General features: G+C 75.2%; 14 protein-coding genes. 5 read left to right on the top strand and 9 right to left on the bottom strand.

Annotated elements, in window-relative coordinates:
- The first annotated feature begins 72 nt into the window (after positions 1-72).
- A complete protein-coding gene (locus tag rosag_RS09865; protein WP_284349937.1) occupies positions 73-2220 on the top strand; it encodes a tetratricopeptide repeat protein in 2148 nt (715 codons plus the stop codon).
- Positions 2221-2238: 18 nt separating this feature from the next.
- On the opposite strand, the gene rosag_RS09860 is transcribed toward rosag_RS09865, so the two are convergent.
- The 6 genes from rosag_RS09860 to rosag_RS09835 form a co-directional block, all read right to left on the bottom strand.
- A complete protein-coding gene (locus rosag_RS09860; protein ID WP_284349936.1) occupies positions 2239-3624 on the bottom strand; it encodes a carboxypeptidase-like regulatory domain-containing protein in 1386 nt (461 codons plus the stop codon).
- A gap of 10 nt (positions 3625-3634) precedes the next feature.
- Positions 3635-4201, bottom strand: coding sequence for a sigma-70 family RNA polymerase sigma factor (locus rosag_RS09855; protein WP_284349935.1), 567 nt, complete (start codon positions 4199-4201; stop codon positions 3635-3637).
- A gap of 225 nt (positions 4202-4426) precedes the next feature.
- Positions 4427-7129, bottom strand: a complete 2703-nt coding sequence (locus rosag_RS09850; protein WP_284349934.1) for an ABC transporter permease — start codon at positions 7127-7129, stop codon at positions 4427-4429.
- Complete coding sequence (locus rosag_RS09845) at positions 7126-7473, bottom strand: PadR family transcriptional regulator (protein ID WP_284349933.1); 348 nt, start codon at positions 7471-7473, stop codon at positions 7126-7128. Before rosag_RS09845 ends, rosag_RS09850 begins: the two co-directional genes overlap by 4 nt.
- Positions 7474-7755: 282 nt before the next feature.
- A complete protein-coding gene (locus rosag_RS09840; RefSeq protein WP_284349932.1) occupies positions 7756-8442 on the bottom strand; it encodes a DsbA family oxidoreductase in 687 nt (228 codons plus the stop codon).
- Between the two features lie 110 nt (positions 8443-8552).
- Positions 8553-8804, bottom strand: a complete 252-nt coding sequence (locus rosag_RS09835) for a hypothetical protein (RefSeq protein ID WP_284349930.1) — start codon at positions 8802-8804, stop codon at positions 8553-8555.
- Between the two features lie 132 nt (positions 8805-8936).
- Here rosag_RS09835 and rosag_RS09830 point away from each other — a divergent pair, with 132 nt between their 5' ends.
- Positions 8937-10298: a dipeptidase gene (locus rosag_RS09830; RefSeq protein WP_284349929.1), complete on the top strand. Its 1362-nt coding sequence runs from the start codon at positions 8937-8939 to the stop codon at positions 10296-10298.
- A 141-nt stretch (positions 10299-10439) separates the two neighbouring features.
- Positions 10440-11135: a PEP-CTERM sorting domain-containing protein gene (locus rosag_RS09825; protein WP_284349928.1), complete on the top strand. Its 696-nt coding sequence runs from the start codon at positions 10440-10442 to the stop codon at positions 11133-11135.
- 10 nt (positions 11136-11145) lie between these two features.
- Here rosag_RS09825 and sugE read toward each other — a convergent pair whose 3' ends face one another.
- Entirely contained in the window at positions 11146-11466 is a 321-nt protein-coding gene (sugE, locus tag rosag_RS09820) for a quaternary ammonium compound efflux SMR transporter SugE (protein ID WP_284349927.1), read from the bottom strand.
- Positions 11467-11894: 428 nt separating this feature from the next.
- Entirely contained in the window at positions 11895-12779 is an 885-nt protein-coding gene (locus rosag_RS09815; RefSeq protein ID WP_284349926.1) for a hypothetical protein, read from the bottom strand.
- 132 nt (positions 12780-12911) lie between these two features.
- Here rosag_RS09815 and rosag_RS09810 point away from each other — a divergent pair, with 132 nt between their 5' ends.
- Positions 12912-14087, top strand: coding sequence for a pyridoxal phosphate-dependent aminotransferase (locus rosag_RS09810; protein ID WP_284349925.1), 1176 nt, complete (start codon positions 12912-12914; stop codon positions 14085-14087).
- Positions 14088-14285: 198 nt separating this feature from the next.
- On the opposite strand, the gene rosag_RS09805 is transcribed toward rosag_RS09810, so the two are convergent.
- Entirely contained in the window at positions 14286-15092 is an 807-nt protein-coding gene (locus tag rosag_RS09805) for a nitrilase-related carbon-nitrogen hydrolase (RefSeq protein WP_284349924.1), read from the bottom strand.
- A 118-nt stretch (positions 15093-15210) separates the two neighbouring features.
- On the opposite strand from rosag_RS09805, the gene rosag_RS09800 reads away from it, so the two are divergent.
- A complete protein-coding gene (locus tag rosag_RS09800; RefSeq protein WP_284349923.1) occupies positions 15211-16077 on the top strand; it encodes an aldo/keto reductase in 867 nt (288 codons plus the stop codon).
- Positions 16078-16106: the final 29 nt, after the last annotated feature.

Raw genomic sequence — 16106 nt, 5'->3', positions numbered from 1 at the left:
CGCGGCGCGCGGCCCGCCCTTCCGTCGCAATCACCTGAGGGACCACCCGTGCAAGCGTCCGTGCATGCGCCCGTGCAAGCGCTCTCACGATCGACCGTCGCGCTGACGCTCGCGCTGGCCCTCGCGCTGCCCGTTGCCGCGCGCCGCGCCGATGCCCAGGTCGCGCCGGCGCCGAGCACCACGTCCACGCGCCCCATCGCGGTTAGCGAGCTGGTGGAGTTCCTCCGCCTGCGCTTCCCGACGATGCGCGTCATCGCGCAGGTGCGCGCCAACTGCCTCGCCGCGCCGCTGACGGGAGCGGACGAGCAGCGGCTGCGCACCGCGGGCGCCGACGACAAGTTCATCGCCGACGTGCGCGCGTCGTGCGTCGCGTCCAACCAGATGGTCGCGATCGTCGACTCGTCGGGCGGGATGATCACGCCGCGCGTGCAGCAGATGCAGCGCTCGTGCGAGCGCGGCGCGGTCGCGGTGTGCGACTCGGTGGCCGACCTCTACATCGAGGGGATCTTCGCACCGAAGAGCCGCAGCCGGGCGGCGGACTTCCTCCTCGTCGCGTGCAGCGCGGGCCGCGAGGAGTCGTGCGTGCGCGCGGTCGACATCCTGGAGGCGAGCGCGGAGGCGCGCGACCACCAGAAGGCCGCGCAGGTGCTGACGCAGCGCTGCGACGTCGGCGTGCTGGCGGGCTGCCGCCGGCTGGGCGGGCAGTACGCGGAGGGGCGCGGCGTGCCGAAGGACGGCGAGCGCGCGGTCGCGCTCTATCGCCGCGCGTGCGACGGCAACGACGCCGAGGCATGCGTGGAGGCGTCGGCGCTCCTCATGGAAGGGAAGAGCGTCGCGGTCGACAGCGCGGCGGCGCTCGGCTACCTGGTGAAGGCGTGCGAGAAGGGCGCGGCGCCGATCGCCGCGCAGCACTGCGCGGCCGCGGGCGCGTCGCTCGCGCGCGGCGCGGTGCCGGCGGACGACGCGCGCGCGGTCGTGCTGCTGCAGCGCGGCTGCGACGCGGGCGACGCCCGCGCGTGCGGCGAGCTCGCGGGGCTCATCCAGGCGGGGCGCGTGCCGGACCGGCCCGTGGCGCAGGCGGCGGTGCTCTACGACAAGAGCTGCACCGCCGGCCGCGCGGCCGACTGCGCGTCGCTCGCCACGCTGCTGGCCGAGGGCACCGCGGTGCCGAAGGACGTGGCGCGCGCGGTGGCGCTGTGGGAGGACGCGTGCACGAAGGGCGTCGCCACCGCGTGCGTGCGCGTGGCGTCGGCGTACGTCGCGGGCCGCGGCGTCACCGCGGACCTCGCGAAGGCGACGCGGCTGTACCGCGCGGCCTGCGACGCGCGCGCGGCCGCGGCCTGCCTCGCGCTCGGCCACATGGCGCTGCGCGGCGAGGGGCAGCCGAAGTCGCCGCAGGCGGCGTTCAGGCTGTTCGAGCAGGCGTGCGCGGGCGGGGAGACCGCGGCGTGCGGTGAGGAAGGATTGCTCGTGGTGCGCGGCCTGGGCGCCCCGCGCGACCTGGAGCGCGCCCGCGCGCGCTTCACGACGGCGTGCGAGGGCGGCGCGGTGGCGTACTGCGTGGACCTGGCGCGGCTGCTCGTGCGCGACGGCGCGCCGGACTCGCTCGCGGCGCGCGCGGTCGCGCTCTATCAGCGCGCATGCGACGGCAAGGAGCCGCGCGGCTGCGGCTGGCTCGGCGTCGCGCTGCAGTCGGGGCGCGGCGTGGCGCCCGATCCGGTGCGCGGGGCGCGCCTGTTCGCGAGCGCGTGCGAGGCCGGCGACTCGCACGGCTGCGCGCAGCTGGGCCAGGCGTTCGCCACCGGCACGGGCGTCGCCACGGACCACACGCGCGCGGTGATCAGCTACGAGAAGAGCTGCACGCTGGGCGACGGCGACGGCTGCAGCGCGCTGGCGGAGATGTTCTGGAACGGGAAGCCGATGCCGCGCGACCGGGCGCGCGCGGTGGTGCTCTGGCAGCGCGGCTGCGCGGTGGACGGCGCGGCGGCGTGCTGGCAGTACGGGCAGCGGCTGGTGAAGGGCGACGACGTGCCGAAGGACGAGGCGAAGGGCGCCGACGCGCTCGCGCGCAGCTGCGACGGCGGCGAGGCGCGCGCCTGCGCGCTGCTGGCCGAGCAGGTGCAGGCGGGCCGCGGCGTGCCCGCGGACCCCACGCGCGCGCAGACGCTCATGCAGCGCGCGTGCGACCTGGGGCTGACCGACCGGCGCTGCCGGAAGTAGTGTCGCGCGCGGTCGCGTTCAGCGCGCGGAGCAGCGCGTCGCGACCAGTCGGACGTCGGCGGGCGCGACGTCGCGCGTCGCGGGCGGCGTCGCCGTCCACGTCGCGGTGCCGCGCCAGTCGCCCGCCGCGCGGCGCAGCGCGAGCGTCATCTCGCCGCCGGTGGCCGGCATCGTGACCGTGACGGTCGCGGTGTCGACGGCCGTCCAGCGGCCGTCGCGCCACGCCGCGCGTCCACGTTCGTCGCCGACGCTCGCGGTGCCCGCACGATCGAGACGCAGCGTGTCCGGCAGCGCGGGCGCCGCCGCCGTCCATGCGCGTTCCGGACGCACGACCCAGCAGCCGGCGACGGTGCTCACGGCGTCGCGCCGCCCAGTCAGCGGCCGCGCGGTCCCGCCGGCGACGCCGGTGACGACCGCCTCCAACGCCAGCGCGCTTGGCTTGAGCACGATGGTCGTGGACGACGTATCCTCTCCACGCGTGAGCACGCGCAGGCTGTCCATGGCATAGCCGACGCGCCGCGTGAGCAGCGTCGCCGCCCCTCGCAGGGGACTCTGCACACGGAAGGCGCCGATGCTGTCGGTGACCGCGCCCGCGGTCGTGCCGGCGATCTGCACCTGCGCACCAGCGATGGGGCGCCCGTCGGGCGTGACGACGCGACCGGAGACGAGGCCCCTCGCCGTTCCCGAGACGTTGCCTGCGAGCGCCATCGCGTCCGCGGTCACGGACTTCGCGGCGGACGGCGCGAGCTCGCGCCGCGACTCGCCGACGGCGACGGGAGCCGCGGGCGCCGGCATGGGTGCCGGCGCCATCGGGGGCGCGGCCATGGGCGCGGACGCGAGCTCGGCCGCCGGCGACGGCGGGGCGGGCGCGACGTCGGCTGCACGGGTGCGCGCAGCCATCCGACGCGCGGGCTCGGGCGCGGCCGCGACGGCCGGCGCCGGGGTGACCATGGGCTCGGACGCGAGGGCCGTGCTGTCGGCCACCTGATCGGCCATCGCGCGCGACTCCAGCATCTCGACCGGCTGCGCCACCTCCGTGGACGCCGACTTGACGCCACGGTCGCGCAGCACGACCGCCGATCCACCCGCGAGCAGCAGCACGGCGGCCGCGGCGCGCGCGGGCGCACCGGTCCACCAGCGCCGCGTGGCGGGCGGACGGATCGTCGGCACGGCGACCGGCGCGGCAGCGGGCACCACGCCCGCCGGCACCGCGTCCAGCGCGCCCAGGATCCGCGATGCCCCCGCGATCAGCCCGCGCGCCTCGGCCACCAGCGCGGTGCAGTCGGGACACGTCGCGACGTGCGCCTCCGCGCGCGCCGCCTCGTCGGGCGGGAGCGCGCCGTCCAGCCACGCATGCGCGGTCGCCTCGCCCAGGTGCACGCCGTCCCAGCCGTCGGCGGTCATCGGCCGCTCCTCATGCATGCGTGCCTCCCGTGCGCGGCCGCGGGCCCGCGGGCGGGATGGGCGTGACGGACGGCGCGGCGACGCCGCCCCGCTCCTCGCCCGCGATCGCCTCCCACGCCTCGACGAGGCGGCGGCGCGCCCGCGCCAGCGTGGTCCCGACCGACCCCACCGCCAGCCCCAGCGCCGCGGCGATCTCGTGGTAGTCCAATCCTTCCTCCCGCATCAGCAGCGCGAGCCGGTCGCGCTCGGCCAGCGCGTCCACGGCGCGCCGGGCCAGCGCCATCTCCTGCATCCGCTCCAGCGTCGTCGGCTCGGGCTCGACGTGCGTGGGCTCCTGCTCGCGCAGCAGCGACAGGTGCCGGCGCCGGCGCGCGTCGCGCCGCGCCTCGTCGCGCACGAGGTTGGTCGCCACCGCGAACAGCCACGCGCGCTCCTGCGCGACCGGGCCGTGCCGCAGGGCGCGCAGGAAGGTCTCCTGCGCGACCTCCTCGGCCCAGTCGCGGTCGCCCAGCCGGCGCGTGAGGTACCGCACCAGCGGCGCGTGATACTCCCGGAACAGCCGCTCGACGTCGTCCATGGCGTCAGCGGGCCGGGCGGAGAGGTGAGTGTCGCGGCATGCGAGAGGGGAGACGCTCGAGCCGCCCGAACTTGCACACGGAAACCGCGAAACGGCGAGGCCCGGTGTGGGGACTCGCCGTTTGTACGGTCTTTCGCGCCGGCGGGGCCGGTGGGGACGGGCTCCGGCTCCCAGCGACCTTGCGCCGAGGAGCCCCGCTCGCCGCTCGCCGCTCGCCGCTCGCCGCTACTCCTCTCTGAGAGTGAGCGCCGGCTGCACCCGCGTCGCCCGCCGCGACGGCAGCCACGACGCCAGCAGCGCGACCGCCGCCAGCAGCGTCGCCACGCCCACGAACGTCAGCGGGTCCGTCGTGCTCACGCCGTAGAGCAGCGACTGCAGCAGCCGCGTCACCGCCAGCGCGCCGCCCAGGCCGACCGCCAGCCCCACCGCGACCGGCGTCATCCCCTGGCGGAGCATCAGGCCCATCACGCGCGCCGGCGGCGCGCCGAGGGCGACACGGACCGCGATCTCGCGCTCGCGCTGGCGCACCACGTAGGCGACCACGCCGTACAGCCCGATCGCGGCGAGCATGAGCGCCATCGACCCGAACACCGTCACCAGCACCGTGAACAGCCGCTGGGTGGACGCCGCGTCGGAGACCTTGTTGGTGAGCGGCACGACCTCGAGGAACGCCTGCCCGGGGATGATCTCGCGGATCGCCGCGCGGATGGGGCCCGCCAGCCGCGCCGGATCGCCCGACGTGCGCGCGACCAGCGACATCGCGGAGCGCGGCATCACCGCGTCGGGCACGTAGGCCGTGAAGCCCGCGATCGAGTCGAGGCGCGCGCTGCGCACGTCGCCCGCGACGCCCGCGACGCGGAAGGTGATGCCGCGGTACTCGAACGTCTCGCCGATGGCCGAGCGGCCCGGCCACACCTGCTCCGCCATGCGGCGGCTGATGACGGCCTTCGCCGGCGCCGTGCTGTCGCCCGCGGTCCTGCCCACGTCCTCGCCCGCCAGCAGCGGCACGCCGAGCGCCTTCAGGTAGCCCTGCGTCGCCGGCATCAGCAGCACGCGCGGCTCCTCGCCCTGCGGCGGCGCGGGGCGGCCCGGCACGGTGAACGGCACCGACTCGCCCGGGTCCTGCGTCAGCGGCGCATTCTTCGTCGCGCCGGCGGCGATCACGCCCGGCACCTGCTGCACGCGGTCGATGATGCTCTGTCGCACGGCGATGCGCCGGGCGATCGCGGCCTCGCGGTTCGCGTCGTTGTCGTCGATCTGGATGGAGAAGCGCGCGAGCAGCGCGTTCTCCGCGCGGAAGCCCGGATCGGCCGACGTGAGCTGCTGGAAGCTGCGCAGCATGAGCCCCGCGCCCACCACGAGCACGACCGCCAGCGCCACCTCGGCCGCCACCAGCGCGGCGCGCGCGCGGTGCGCCGAGCCGCCCGCGCCGACGCTCCCGCGGCCGCTCTCGCGCAGCGTGCTGGCCATGCGCGTCGTCAGCGACGCGCGCAGCGCGGGCCACAGCCCGACCACGACGCCCGTCAGCAGCGAGATGCCGAGCGCGAACGCGAGCACGCCCGCGTCGAGGCGCACGTCGGCGGCACGCGGGAGGAAGTCGCCGCTGAGCGCGAGCAGCGTGCGCACGCTCCACCACGCGGTCAGCACGCCGAGCACGCCGCCGACGAGCGACAGCATCAGGCTCTCGATCACGAGCAGCCGCACGACCTGCCCGCGGCTGGCGCCGAGCGCGCCGCGCAGCGCGATCTCGCGCGTGCGCGCGGTGCCGCGGACGAGGAACAGGTTCGCGACGTTCGCGCACACCACCAGCAGCACGAGCAGCACGGCGCCGAGCATCACCAGCAGCCCACGACGCACCGAGCCCACGATGGTGTCGCGCACCGGCTCCGCGACCGCGCTGACATAGCCGCCGTTGCTCTCGGGGAAGCGCGTGGCCAGCCCCTTCAGGAACGTCTCGACCTCCTGGCGCCCCTGCTCCAGGGTGACGCCGGGCTTGAGCCGCGCGATCGGCGTCAGCCACCGGGCCGCGCGCCCCGCGCCCACGTCGTCGTCGCCGAGCAGCGTCGCCGGGACCCAGACGGCGACGTCGGCCTCGGGGTAGGCGAAGTCGCGCGGCATCACGCCGGTGACCGTGTACGACTCGCCGCCGAGCCGGATCTGGCGCCCGACGACGCCGCTGTCGGCGCCGAGCTGGCGCTCCCAGAAGGCGTGGCTCACGACGACCGCGTGGGCCGCGGCGACGTGCTCCTCGGTCGAGAGCGTGCGCCCGACCGCGGCCCGCGTGCCGACCGCGGGGAAGAAGCCCTTCGTGACGTACGCCGTGCGGGCGAACGTCGGCTCCGCGCCGGCCTCGCCGAACACCATCCCGTTGCCGAGGACGCGGAACGCGCCGACGGCGGTGAAGCGCGTGAGGTCGGTCTCCCAGTCGCGCATCTCGGTGTGGCTGACCTCTCCCTTCGCGACGTCCGCGGCGGGGTTGGCCGGCCAGAGGCGCACGACCCGCTCGGTCTCCGGGAAGGGGAGGGGGCGCAGCAGCACGCCGCGCACGACCGAGAACATCGCCGTCGTCGCGCCGATCCCGAGCGCGAGCGTGAGCAGGACGATGGCGGAGAAGCCGGGCGAGCGGCGGATCCCGCGCGCGGCGAAGCGGAGGTCCTGGGCGACGCTGGCCCAGCGGTCGGAACGGTGCATCTCGGTCACGCGGTGGGAGGAGATGTCCTGGCAGCGCGCACGCACCGCCTCGAGGTCGCCGAATCGGGCCATGGCGAGTCGCCGGGCGTCGTCGGGCGGATAGCCGGCGGCGATCAGCTCGTCGGTCGCCATGTCGACGTGGAAGGCCAGCTCCTCGTCCACCGCGGCGCCGACGTCCTGCTCGGCGCTGGGGAGTCGGAAGAGCCGGCGCACGCCGCGGAAGCGGCGCGTGGTCATGTTTCGGCTCCGACGGCGAGCACGCGGGAGACGGCCGCGGCGTACTGCGCCCATACGGTCGTCTTGGTGCCGAGCTGCTGCCGGCCCAGGGAGGTGAGCTGGTAGTACTTGGCGCGGCGGTTGTTCTCGGAGAGCCCCCACTCGCTCTCGATCCAGCCGCGCCGCTCCAGGCGGTGGAGGGCGGGGTAGAGCGCCCCCTCCTCGACCCGGAGCACGTCGCCCGAGACGTCGTGAATCCAGCGCGCGACGGCGTAGCCGTGGCGGGGTCCCCACGAGAGGGTCTTCAGGATGAGCACGTCGAGCGTGCCCTGGAGGAGGTCGAGGTTGTCGGCGGGCTCGGTCATCGGTTCCCCATGAGGTCTTAGGGGAGCGACAGTAGGTCTCCGCTCCCTAAGGTGTCAAGGGAAGACTACGGGCTGGCCGCGCGCGCCGGTTTCAGTCCTTCACGCCAGAGCTGTTTGCCTGTTGGGGGGATACGGATGCTCCGGATCGGAACGGATCGTTCGGATCGCTCCGTGTAGCGCACAGGACGTCGCCGCCGCGCGGGGCGATCCGAAGCATCCGCCATCATCCGGAGCATCCGTATCCCCCCCGACAGGCGAAGGGGCCGGCGCGAGGATCCAGACTCAGGACCCGCCGTCGAGCGCCGCCCGCAGCGCCCGGTCGAACAGCTCCGCCGGCTGCGCTCCGGAGACAGCCAGCCGCTGGTCGAGCACGAGGAAGGGCACGCCCTGGATCCCCAGCCGCGCCGCGTCGCGCTGACCGTCGCGCACGTCCAGCTCGTACGCGTCCGACGCCAGCATCGCGCGCACGGCGTCGGCGTCGTGCCCCTGCGCCACCGCCAGCTCCGTCAGCACCGCGCGGTCGCCCACGTCGCGCCCCTCGGCGAAGTATGCGCGGAAGAGCGCGTCGGCCGTCGCCAGCGCGCGCTCGCCGACCGCGGCGTCGTCGTCCTGCGCCTGCGCCCACAGGACCAGCCGGTGCGCGTCGGTGGTGTTGGGCGCGACGGTGACCCGGTCGAAGCGGAACCCCAGCCCGTCGCCCGCGCCCGCGTCGGCCACGTGCCCGAACATCGTCGCCAGCCGCGCGTCGCTCCCGAACTTCCCGCGCATGTGCGTCGCGAAGTCCACGCCCTCGCGGGGGAGCTGCGGCTGCAGCTGGAACGGCCGCCAGCTCCACTCGACGCGCACGTCGGGCCGCTCGCCGCGCAGCCGCGCGACCGCCGCCTTGAGGCGCGTCTCGCCGATCCAGCACCAGGGGCAGGCGATGTCGGCCCAGAGGTCGAGCGTGAGCGTCGTTGCGGCGGTCGGCATCGTCATGAGCGTCGTGGGCTGCGGACTGCGGATCCTAGCGGCTGCGTGCGTCGTGCTGCGTGCTGCGTGAACGGCCTCGGGACGCCCCTCACGCAGCACGCAGCCGGGCCTCACGGTCCGGTGCCACCCGCCCGCCCACCCCCGATCCCGCGATCGCCCCACCCGCCGTTGTCGCGGTCGCGGCCCTGCGCGCCGGCGTCGTCGGCGCCGGCCACCTGGTCGGGGTGCGGATCCGCGCGGTCGTCGGCGTCCAGGCGGCTCGCGGAGCGGCGGGCGGCGTCGCTGCTGGGGACGTGCGCGCCGCCCTCGGTCTCGTCGGACGTCTCGTCGGCCCGGAGCGGGCGGTGCTCGTCGTGCGCCATCGTGTGCCTCCGTGAGATCGGGTTGGGGACGCGCGTGGGTCGCACGATCCGCGCCCCGCGCGTTCTCGTGCCCCGCGCCTTCCTTATCTTGCGGGGCCGCCACGGCCCATCGCTCCCACCGCCCGCCCCGCCATGCGTCGCCTCCCGCTCGTCGCCGCGCTGCTGATCGCGCCCTCCGTCCTCGGCGCGCAGGCGCCCGCCGCACCCGCGGCGGCGCCCGCGCCGTCCGCCGCCGACCGCGCGCGCGCCGAGCGGGCGCTGCGCGCCGCGCCGCTCACCGACGGGCACAACGACCTGCCGTGGGCCATCCGCGAGGCGACGCCCAACGCCAACGTCGAGGACGCGCGCGGCGCGTGGGGCGACTCGCTCCCCGCGGCGCTCGACGTCGACGCGTACGACCTGCGCACGCGCACGAAGGGCCACACCGACTTCACGCGCCTCGCCCAGGGGATGCTCGGCGCGCAGTTCTGGTCGGTCTACATCCCGGGCGAGCCGGTCGACGGCGCGTACGGGCGGCACGGCAAGGTCGCCAGCACGCCGGGCTACGCGCGCGTGCAGCTGGAGCAGATCGACATCGCGCGCCGCGTGATCGCGAGGTATCCCGACCGCCTCGCGTTCGCCACCCGCGCCGCCGACGTCGCGCCCGCGCGGCGCGCCGGCAAGATCGCGTCGTTCCTCGGCATGGAGGGCGGCCACGCGATCGAGAACTCGCTCGGCGCGCTGCGCACGTACTACGACCTCGGCGTGCGCTACATGACGCTGACGCACAACGTGACGCTCGACTGGGCGGACGCGGCGCTGGACAGCGCGCGCCACGGCGGCCTGACGGACTTCGGCCGCGACGTCGTGCGGGAGATGAACCGCCTCGGCATGCTCGTCGACCTGTCGCACGTGTCGCCGGGGACGATGAGCGACGCCCTCGACGTCGCGCAGGCGCCGGTGATCTTCTCGCACTCCGCGGCGCGCGGGCTCGCCGACCACCCGCGCAACGTGCCCGACTCGATCCTCGCGCGGCTGCCGCGGAACGGCGGCGTGGTGATGGTGACGTTCGTGCCGGGCTTCATCTCGCCCGAGCTGGTCGCGCACGACCGCGCGCAGCAGGCGGAGATCGCGCGGCTGCGCGCGCAGGCGGGCACCGACACGGCGGCGGTGCGCGCGGGCGTGACGGCGTGGCAGGCGTCGCATCCGCGTCCGAAGGTCACGCTGGCGCAGGTGGCCGACCACATCGAGCACGTGCGCAAGGTCGCGGGCATCGACCACGTCGGCATCGGCGGCGACTTCGACGGGATCACCGAGACGATCGTCGGCCTCGAGGACGTCTCGAAGTATCCCGCGCTGTTCGCCGAGCTGGCGCGCCGCGGCTGGACGGAGGCGGAGCTGCGCAAGCTGGCGGGCGAGAACGTGCTGCGTGCGCTGCGCGGGGCCGAGGCGACGGCGGCGCGCCTGCAGCGGGGCGTCGTGCCGCGGGTGCAGAAGGCGGCGACCGGCAGCTGAGCGCACCCGCGAGCGACGGAAGGCGCGGGGCGTGGCGGGCGCGCCACGGGGATTTCGACCCATGTGAGCGCGTGACGGGGTGGACATGATGCGTCGGCGCGCGGACGTCGCGCGCCGACGTCCCCACACCGACCTCACGCCATGCGCACGCTACGGCTCCTCGCCACGCTCGCCGTCCTCGCTCCGGTCCTCGCCGCCGCGCCCGCGGGCGCGCAGCAGGTGACCGTCGGGACCGTCCAGAACGCGAACTGCATCCCGTTCGGCTGCGACTTCGACGTCTCGCGCTACCAGCAGGTGTACGCGGGCGGCGCGTTCGGCGGCGCGGCGCAGATCACGTCCCTCTCGTTCCTGCTCGGCTCCGCGCCGAACTCGTTCCTCTCGCCCGTCACGTACACGGTGCGGCTCGGGTACACGAACGCCGCGGTGGGTGGGCTGAACGCGGCGCTCGACGCGAACGTCGCGGGCGGGCTGACGACGTTCGCCACGCGCAGCTTCGGCATCGGGCCGGCGGCGCCGCCCGTGCTGACCTTCACGGGGCTGACGCCGTTCGCCTTCGATCCGGCGGCCGGCAACCTGCTGCTCGACATCCTGGTGGACGGGCAGGTGGGCGCGGACGTCGGCGGCTGGGCGAGCTACGCGTCCGACAACAGCGGCACGGTCACCAGCCGCGCGTACGTGCAGGGCGGCACGGCGGGCGGCGACGAGACGGGGCTGGTGACGCAGTTCGGCCTCGTCGCGACTCCCACGAGCACCGTGCCCGAGCCGACGACCGCCGTGCTGCTCGGCGCGGGGCTGCTCGGCGTGGCGGGCGTCGGCGCGCGGCGTCGCGCGCGCTGAGTGCCGGATCTCAGCGCGGTGCGAGCACCTTGAGGCCCACGATGCCGGCGACGATCAGCCCGATGCACGCGAGGCGGGCGGCCGTCGCCGGCTCGCGGAACAGCACGATCCCGAGCACCGCGGTGCCCACGGTGCCGATGCCGGTCCACACGGCGTAGGCGGTGCCCAGCGGCAGCGTGCGCAGCGCGACGCCGAGGAGGCCCATGCTGAGCACGAGCGCGACGGCGGTGCCGACCGAGGGCCAGAGGCGGGTGAAGCCTTCCGCGTACTTGAGCCCCACGGCCCAGCCGACCTCGAACAGGCCGGCGACGATCAGGACGAGCCACGCCATCGCTTCTCCTCTCCTGGGTGCTGGCGAGGAGCAATGTAGCGCGTGGCGGCGCGCGAAGATCGAACTGCCTTTGCAAGGATGCAGATCGGACAAAGTCTGATAACGACGGATGGCTCCGTGTGAGTGCGAGGTATGTCGCGCCACGCGGAGCATCGGCGGTTATCCGATCTTCTCAGATTTTTATCCTTGCTGCCGTTGTCGTTCGGGTCCGGCGCGCGGGGCACGGGTCGGCGAACCGTGGGTTACGGATGCTCCGGATGAGACGGATGCTGCGGATCGCTCCGCGTGGCGGTGACGCTCCACGCGCTACACGGAGCGATCCGAACGATCCGCTCCGATCCGGAGCATCCGCGTCCTCCCCAACAGGTGAGAGGATCCGGCGCGCCGACGCGTCCCGAGGCAGAGCACGCAGCACGCAGCACGCAGCCTCAGCTCATCCACCAGTCCACGACCCACGCCACCGCGAGCACGACGACGAACGCGATCGTCAGGAGCTTGCGCGCCTTGCGCGCCCAGCGCGCGCGCGGTGCCTTCGCATTCCACAGTCGGTTCGCGTTGAGCGCCGCGAACTGCGCCGCGAACACCGGATCGCGGAAGCGGTACGTCCGCCGCTCCGGCTCGAACAGCTCCGACTCGTCGTCGGTGAAGTCGGCCGCGGTCAGCACCGATGTCGGCGGGCCGAGGAAGACGGCGTTCGGTCCCAGCAGCACGCGCTCGCGTCGGACGTACGTGTCGTCGCCTGCGCCCGCGTACGGCGCCACGAGGTCGTGCCGCGCCCGGTTCACCAGCGTCAGGAACCCGAACAGGCAGAAGCCGAAGAAGCCGACGACGCCGGCGGCCATCAGCAGCCACCAGTTCCACTCGCCGCTCGGCGTGCGCAGCGCGAGCGTCTCGCGCGTCAGCCCGCGCGCGAACGGCGCCAGCACCTTCGGGATCATCCACAGGATGACCGCGAGCGGAATCCAGTAGGGCGTCGTGCGGAGGACGAACGTCCAGCGCATCCTGCGCAGCACCGCGGGATCGACCGGCGCCAGCTCCCGCGCGTGTGCCCCCCGACAGTCGTCGCAGAACGGGACGTCGAGCGCGTGGAAGAGGTAGCGCGACGGCGCGTCGTCGCTCGTGCGCCGGAACCGCTTCTCCACCCGCAGCGTGCCGCGCGCGGGCGTGCCGCAGGCCGCGCAGTCCGCGGGCATCCGCAGCCCGTGCAGCGGGCCGGTCACCTGCACGCGCGTCGGCGCCAGCGGCGCGCCGCTGCGGGCGGGCGGGGCGAGCACGGGGCCCGCGCCGGTGGGCGACGTCGTCACGGAGTCCATGGCGCCAACGTACGACGGGCCGCGGTGGCGCGCGAGCACGAGCATGGCGCGCTCCCGCCGAGCGGTTGCCGGGCCCGTGCCCACGCCGTACTGTCGTCGCGCCGTCCGGCTTCAACCCTCGCCGCTCCGCCCATGCCGCTCTCGCGCCGCTCGTTCGTCCGCTCGCTCGGGCTCTCCGGAGCGGGCGTGGTCTCGGCCTCGCTCATCGGCGGACGCGGGCGCGAGGCGCTGGCGGCCGAGCTGCGGCGGGCCGGCTCGCTCGACTCGGCGGACCACGCGGGGCTCGCGCTGCCCGACGTCATCAAGCTCAGTAGCAACGAGAACCCGCGCGGCCCGTCGGAGGTGGCGCTGCGCGCGCTGCGCGAGGCGCTGGCCGGCTCGTCGCGCTACCCGTTCGCGCAGGCTACCGCGCTGCGCGAGGCGATCGCGAAGGCCAACGGCGTCCCGGTCGACCACGTGCTGCTCGGCTGCGGGTCGAGCGAGGTGCTGCGCGTGGCGGTGGACACGTTCACGTCGCCCGCGAAGGCGCTCGTGACCGCCGCGCCGACGTTCGAGGACGCGGCCGACCGCGCGCGCGTGCTCGGCGCGCCGGTGCGCGCGATCCCGGTGCTCGGCGACCTGCGGCTCGACCTGCCGACGATGGCCGCGCAGGCCGGCGGCGCGGGGCTCGTGTTCGTCTGCAACCCGAACAACCCCACGGGCACGCTGTACCCCGCGACGGCGATCGCCGTCTTCGTGCGGCGCGTGAAGCGCGACGCGCCCGACGCCGCGGTGCTGATCGACGAGGCGTACCACGAGTACGTGGACGATCCCGCCTATGCGACCGCGCTGCCGCTGGCGCTCGAGACGCCGGGCGTGCTGGTGGTGCGCACGTTCTCCAAGGCGCACGGGATGGCGGGGCTGCGCGTCGGCTACGCGATGGCGCGCCCCGAGACGATCCGGGCGATGGCGCGCCACTCGCTCGGCATCAACGTCAACGCGCTCGGCGCGACGGCGGCGCTGGCGTCGCTCGGCGACCGCGAGCTGGCCGCGCGCGAGCGGCGCCTCAACGGCGAGGCGCGCGAGTACACGACGCGCTTCTTCGCGTCGCGCGGCTACCGGGTCACGCCGTCGCAGGCGAACTTCGTGATGGTCGACGTGCGCCGCGACCCGAAGGCGTTCCAGGACGCGTGCCGCGCGCAGCAGATCCTCGTCGGCCGCCCGTTCCCGCCGCTGGCGACGCACGCGCGCGTGTCGATCGGCACGATGGACGAGATGCGCGCGGCGACGGAGGTGTTCGCGCGCGTGCTGGGGAAGGCCGCGACCTGACTCGTTGACCTATGGAGAGGATACGGATGCTCCGGATCTGAACGGATGGTTCGGATCGCTCCGCGTGGCGGCGACGCCCCATGCACCACGTGGAGCGATCCGCAGCATCCGCATCATCCGGATCATCCGTATCCTCTCCAACGGCCACAGGGGTCCGGCGCGCCGGGCCTGAATGACGAGTGCAGGCGACGCGAAGCTCTAGACGTCGACGCCCGGCACGCGTAGCGGCAGCACCGGGAACGCCGCCCGCGCCCGCAGCGCGACATTCACGTCGACGTCCGCGATGAGCACCACGTCCGCCGCGTCGCGCGCGTCAGCGACCACGGTGCCGTCGGGCGCGACGATGCACGAGCCGCCCGGGAACGTGCTCCCGTCCGCGGCCGCGCCGACGCGGTTGCACAGCGCCAGCCACGCCTGGTTCTCCGCCGCGCGCGCACGCGCCAGCAGGCGCAGCGTCTCGCCGCGCGGATGCGGCCACTCGGCGACGCACAGGAAGAGCGTCGCGCCGTCGGCAGCGTCGCGGCGGTAGTGCTCGGGGAAGCGCAGGTCGAAGCAGATGCTGAGCGCCGCGTCGGCGGCCGCGTCGCCGCGCCCCACGCGCGTGCGCACGCGCGTCGTGCCGGCCACCAGCCGCTCCGGCTCGCCCATCGGCGGGAAGAGGTGCGCCTTGTCGTACGTCACCAGCGCCGACGATGGCGATGCGCCGCGCGGCGACAGCAGGTGCATCCGGTTCGCGATCCCGCCGTCCGCCGTCGCGGCGACGAAGCTGCCGCCGATCCACGCGTCGCGCGCGTCCGCGAGCTGCTGCAGCGCGTCGAGGGTGCGCGCGGCGCCGCGCGCCGCGTCGGCCCACGTGTCGTGCGCGTAGCCCGTCGTGAACAGCTCGGGCAGCAGGTACACGTCGGCGGGCGGCGCCGCGGTCACGAGCGCCGCGGCGCGCGCGACGTTCTCGTCCGGCGCGCCGTCGGTCACGGTCATCTGCACGAGCGCGAGGCGCAGCGTCATCTCTCGGGGCGGCGTCGGGGAAGGCGTCGCCGCGCAACATAAGCAGTCCGCTTCTTGCGCGGCGAGCACCGCCCACGACCGTCGCGTCCGCACCCGCACACCGTCGCGCCCGATGACCATGCCCCACGTCTCCGCCGCCGAGAGCGGCACCTTCGCCATCGGCGGCGACCTGCCGGTGCACCGCCTGGGCTACGGCGCGATGCAGATCACCGGCCCCGGCGTGTTCGGCCCGCCGCGCGACCGCGACGAGGCGATCCGCGTCCTCAGGCGCTGCGTCGCGCTCGGCGTCGACTTCATCGACACCGCCGACTCGTACGGCCCGAACGTGAGCGAGGAGCTGATCGCCGAGGCGCTGCATCCGTATCCCGCGGGGCTCGTGATCGCGACCAAGGCCGGCTTCGAGCGACCCGGCCCCGGCAGCTGGATCACCAATGGCCGCCCCGAGCACCTGCGCGCGCAGTGCGAGGGCAGCCTGCGACGGCTGAAGCTCGAGCGCATCGACCTCTGGCAGCTGCACCGCATCGACCACAAGGTGCCCGCCGACGAGCAGTTCGGGGTGATGGCCGAGCTGCAGCGCGAGGGGCTCGTGCGGCACCTCGGGCTGTCGGAGGTGAGCGTCGAGCAGATCGAGGCCGCCCGCCGCGTGGTGCCGATCGTCACGGTGCAGAACCGGTACAACCTGGCGGAGCGTGAGGCGGAGCGGGTGCTGGAGCACTGCGAGGGGCTGGGGATCGGCTTCATCCCGTGGTATCCGCTGCTGACCGGGAGGCTCGCGGAGGAGGGCGGGCCGCTGGCGCGCGCCGCCGCGCGGCTGCACGCGACGCCCGCGCAGGTCGCGCTCGCGTGGCTGCTGCGCCGCTCGGCCGTGATGCTGCCGATCCCGGGCACGTCGCGCGTCGCGCACCTGGAGCAGAACGTCGCCGCCGCGGCGCTGACGCTCGACGACGCGACGTTCGCGGAGCTGAGCGAGGCGGTGCCGGCGTAGCCGCGCGGTTGCGGCGGGCGGTCGCGCGG

Source organism: Roseisolibacter agri, from assembly GCF_030159095.1.
Classification (GTDB): domain Bacteria; phylum Gemmatimonadota; class Gemmatimonadetes; order Gemmatimonadales; family Gemmatimonadaceae; genus Roseisolibacter; species Roseisolibacter agri.
This window is presented reverse-complemented; position numbering and strand designations above follow the sequence as displayed.

Coding starts and splice junctions, on each gene's coding strand:
- rosag_RS09860 (WP_284349936.1), bottom strand. CDS start 3,624: ATGACCGCCGACGGCTGGGACGGCGTGCACCTGGGCGAGGCGACCGCG.
- rosag_RS09855 (WP_284349935.1), bottom strand. CDS start 4,201: ATGGACGACGTCGAGCGGCTGTTCCGGGAGTATCACGCGCCGCTGGTG.
- rosag_RS09850 (WP_284349934.1), bottom strand. CDS start 7,129: ATGACCACGCGCCGCTTCCGCGGCGTGCGCCGGCTCTTCCGACTCCCC.
- rosag_RS09845 (WP_284349933.1), bottom strand. CDS start 7,473: ATGACCGAGCCCGCCGACAACCTCGACCTCCTCCAGGGCACGCTCGAC.
- rosag_RS09840 (WP_284349932.1), bottom strand. CDS start 8,442: ATGCCGACCGCCGCAACGACGCTCACGCTCGACCTCTGGGCCGACATC.
- rosag_RS09835 (WP_284349930.1), bottom strand. CDS start 8,804: ATGGCGCACGACGAGCACCGCCCGCTCCGGGCCGACGAGACGTCCGAC.
- rosag_RS09830 (WP_284349929.1), top strand. CDS start 8,937: ATGCGTCGCCTCCCGCTCGTCGCCGCGCTGCTGATCGCGCCCTCCGTC.
- rosag_RS09825 (WP_284349928.1), top strand. CDS start 10,440: ATGCGCACGCTACGGCTCCTCGCCACGCTCGCCGTCCTCGCTCCGGTC.
- sugE (WP_284349927.1), bottom strand. CDS start 11,466: ATGGCGTGGCTCGTCCTGATCGTCGCCGGCCTGTTCGAGGTCGGCTGG.
- rosag_RS09815 (WP_284349926.1), bottom strand. CDS start 12,779: ATGGACTCCGTGACGACGTCGCCCACCGGCGCGGGCCCCGTGCTCGCC.
- rosag_RS09810 (WP_284349925.1), top strand. CDS start 12,912: ATGCCGCTCTCGCGCCGCTCGTTCGTCCGCTCGCTCGGGCTCTCCGGA.
- rosag_RS09805 (WP_284349924.1), bottom strand. CDS start 15,092: ATGACGCTGCGCCTCGCGCTCGTGCAGATGACCGTGACCGACGGCGCG.
- rosag_RS09800 (WP_284349923.1), top strand. CDS start 15,211: ATGCCCCACGTCTCCGCCGCCGAGAGCGGCACCTTCGCCATCGGCGGC.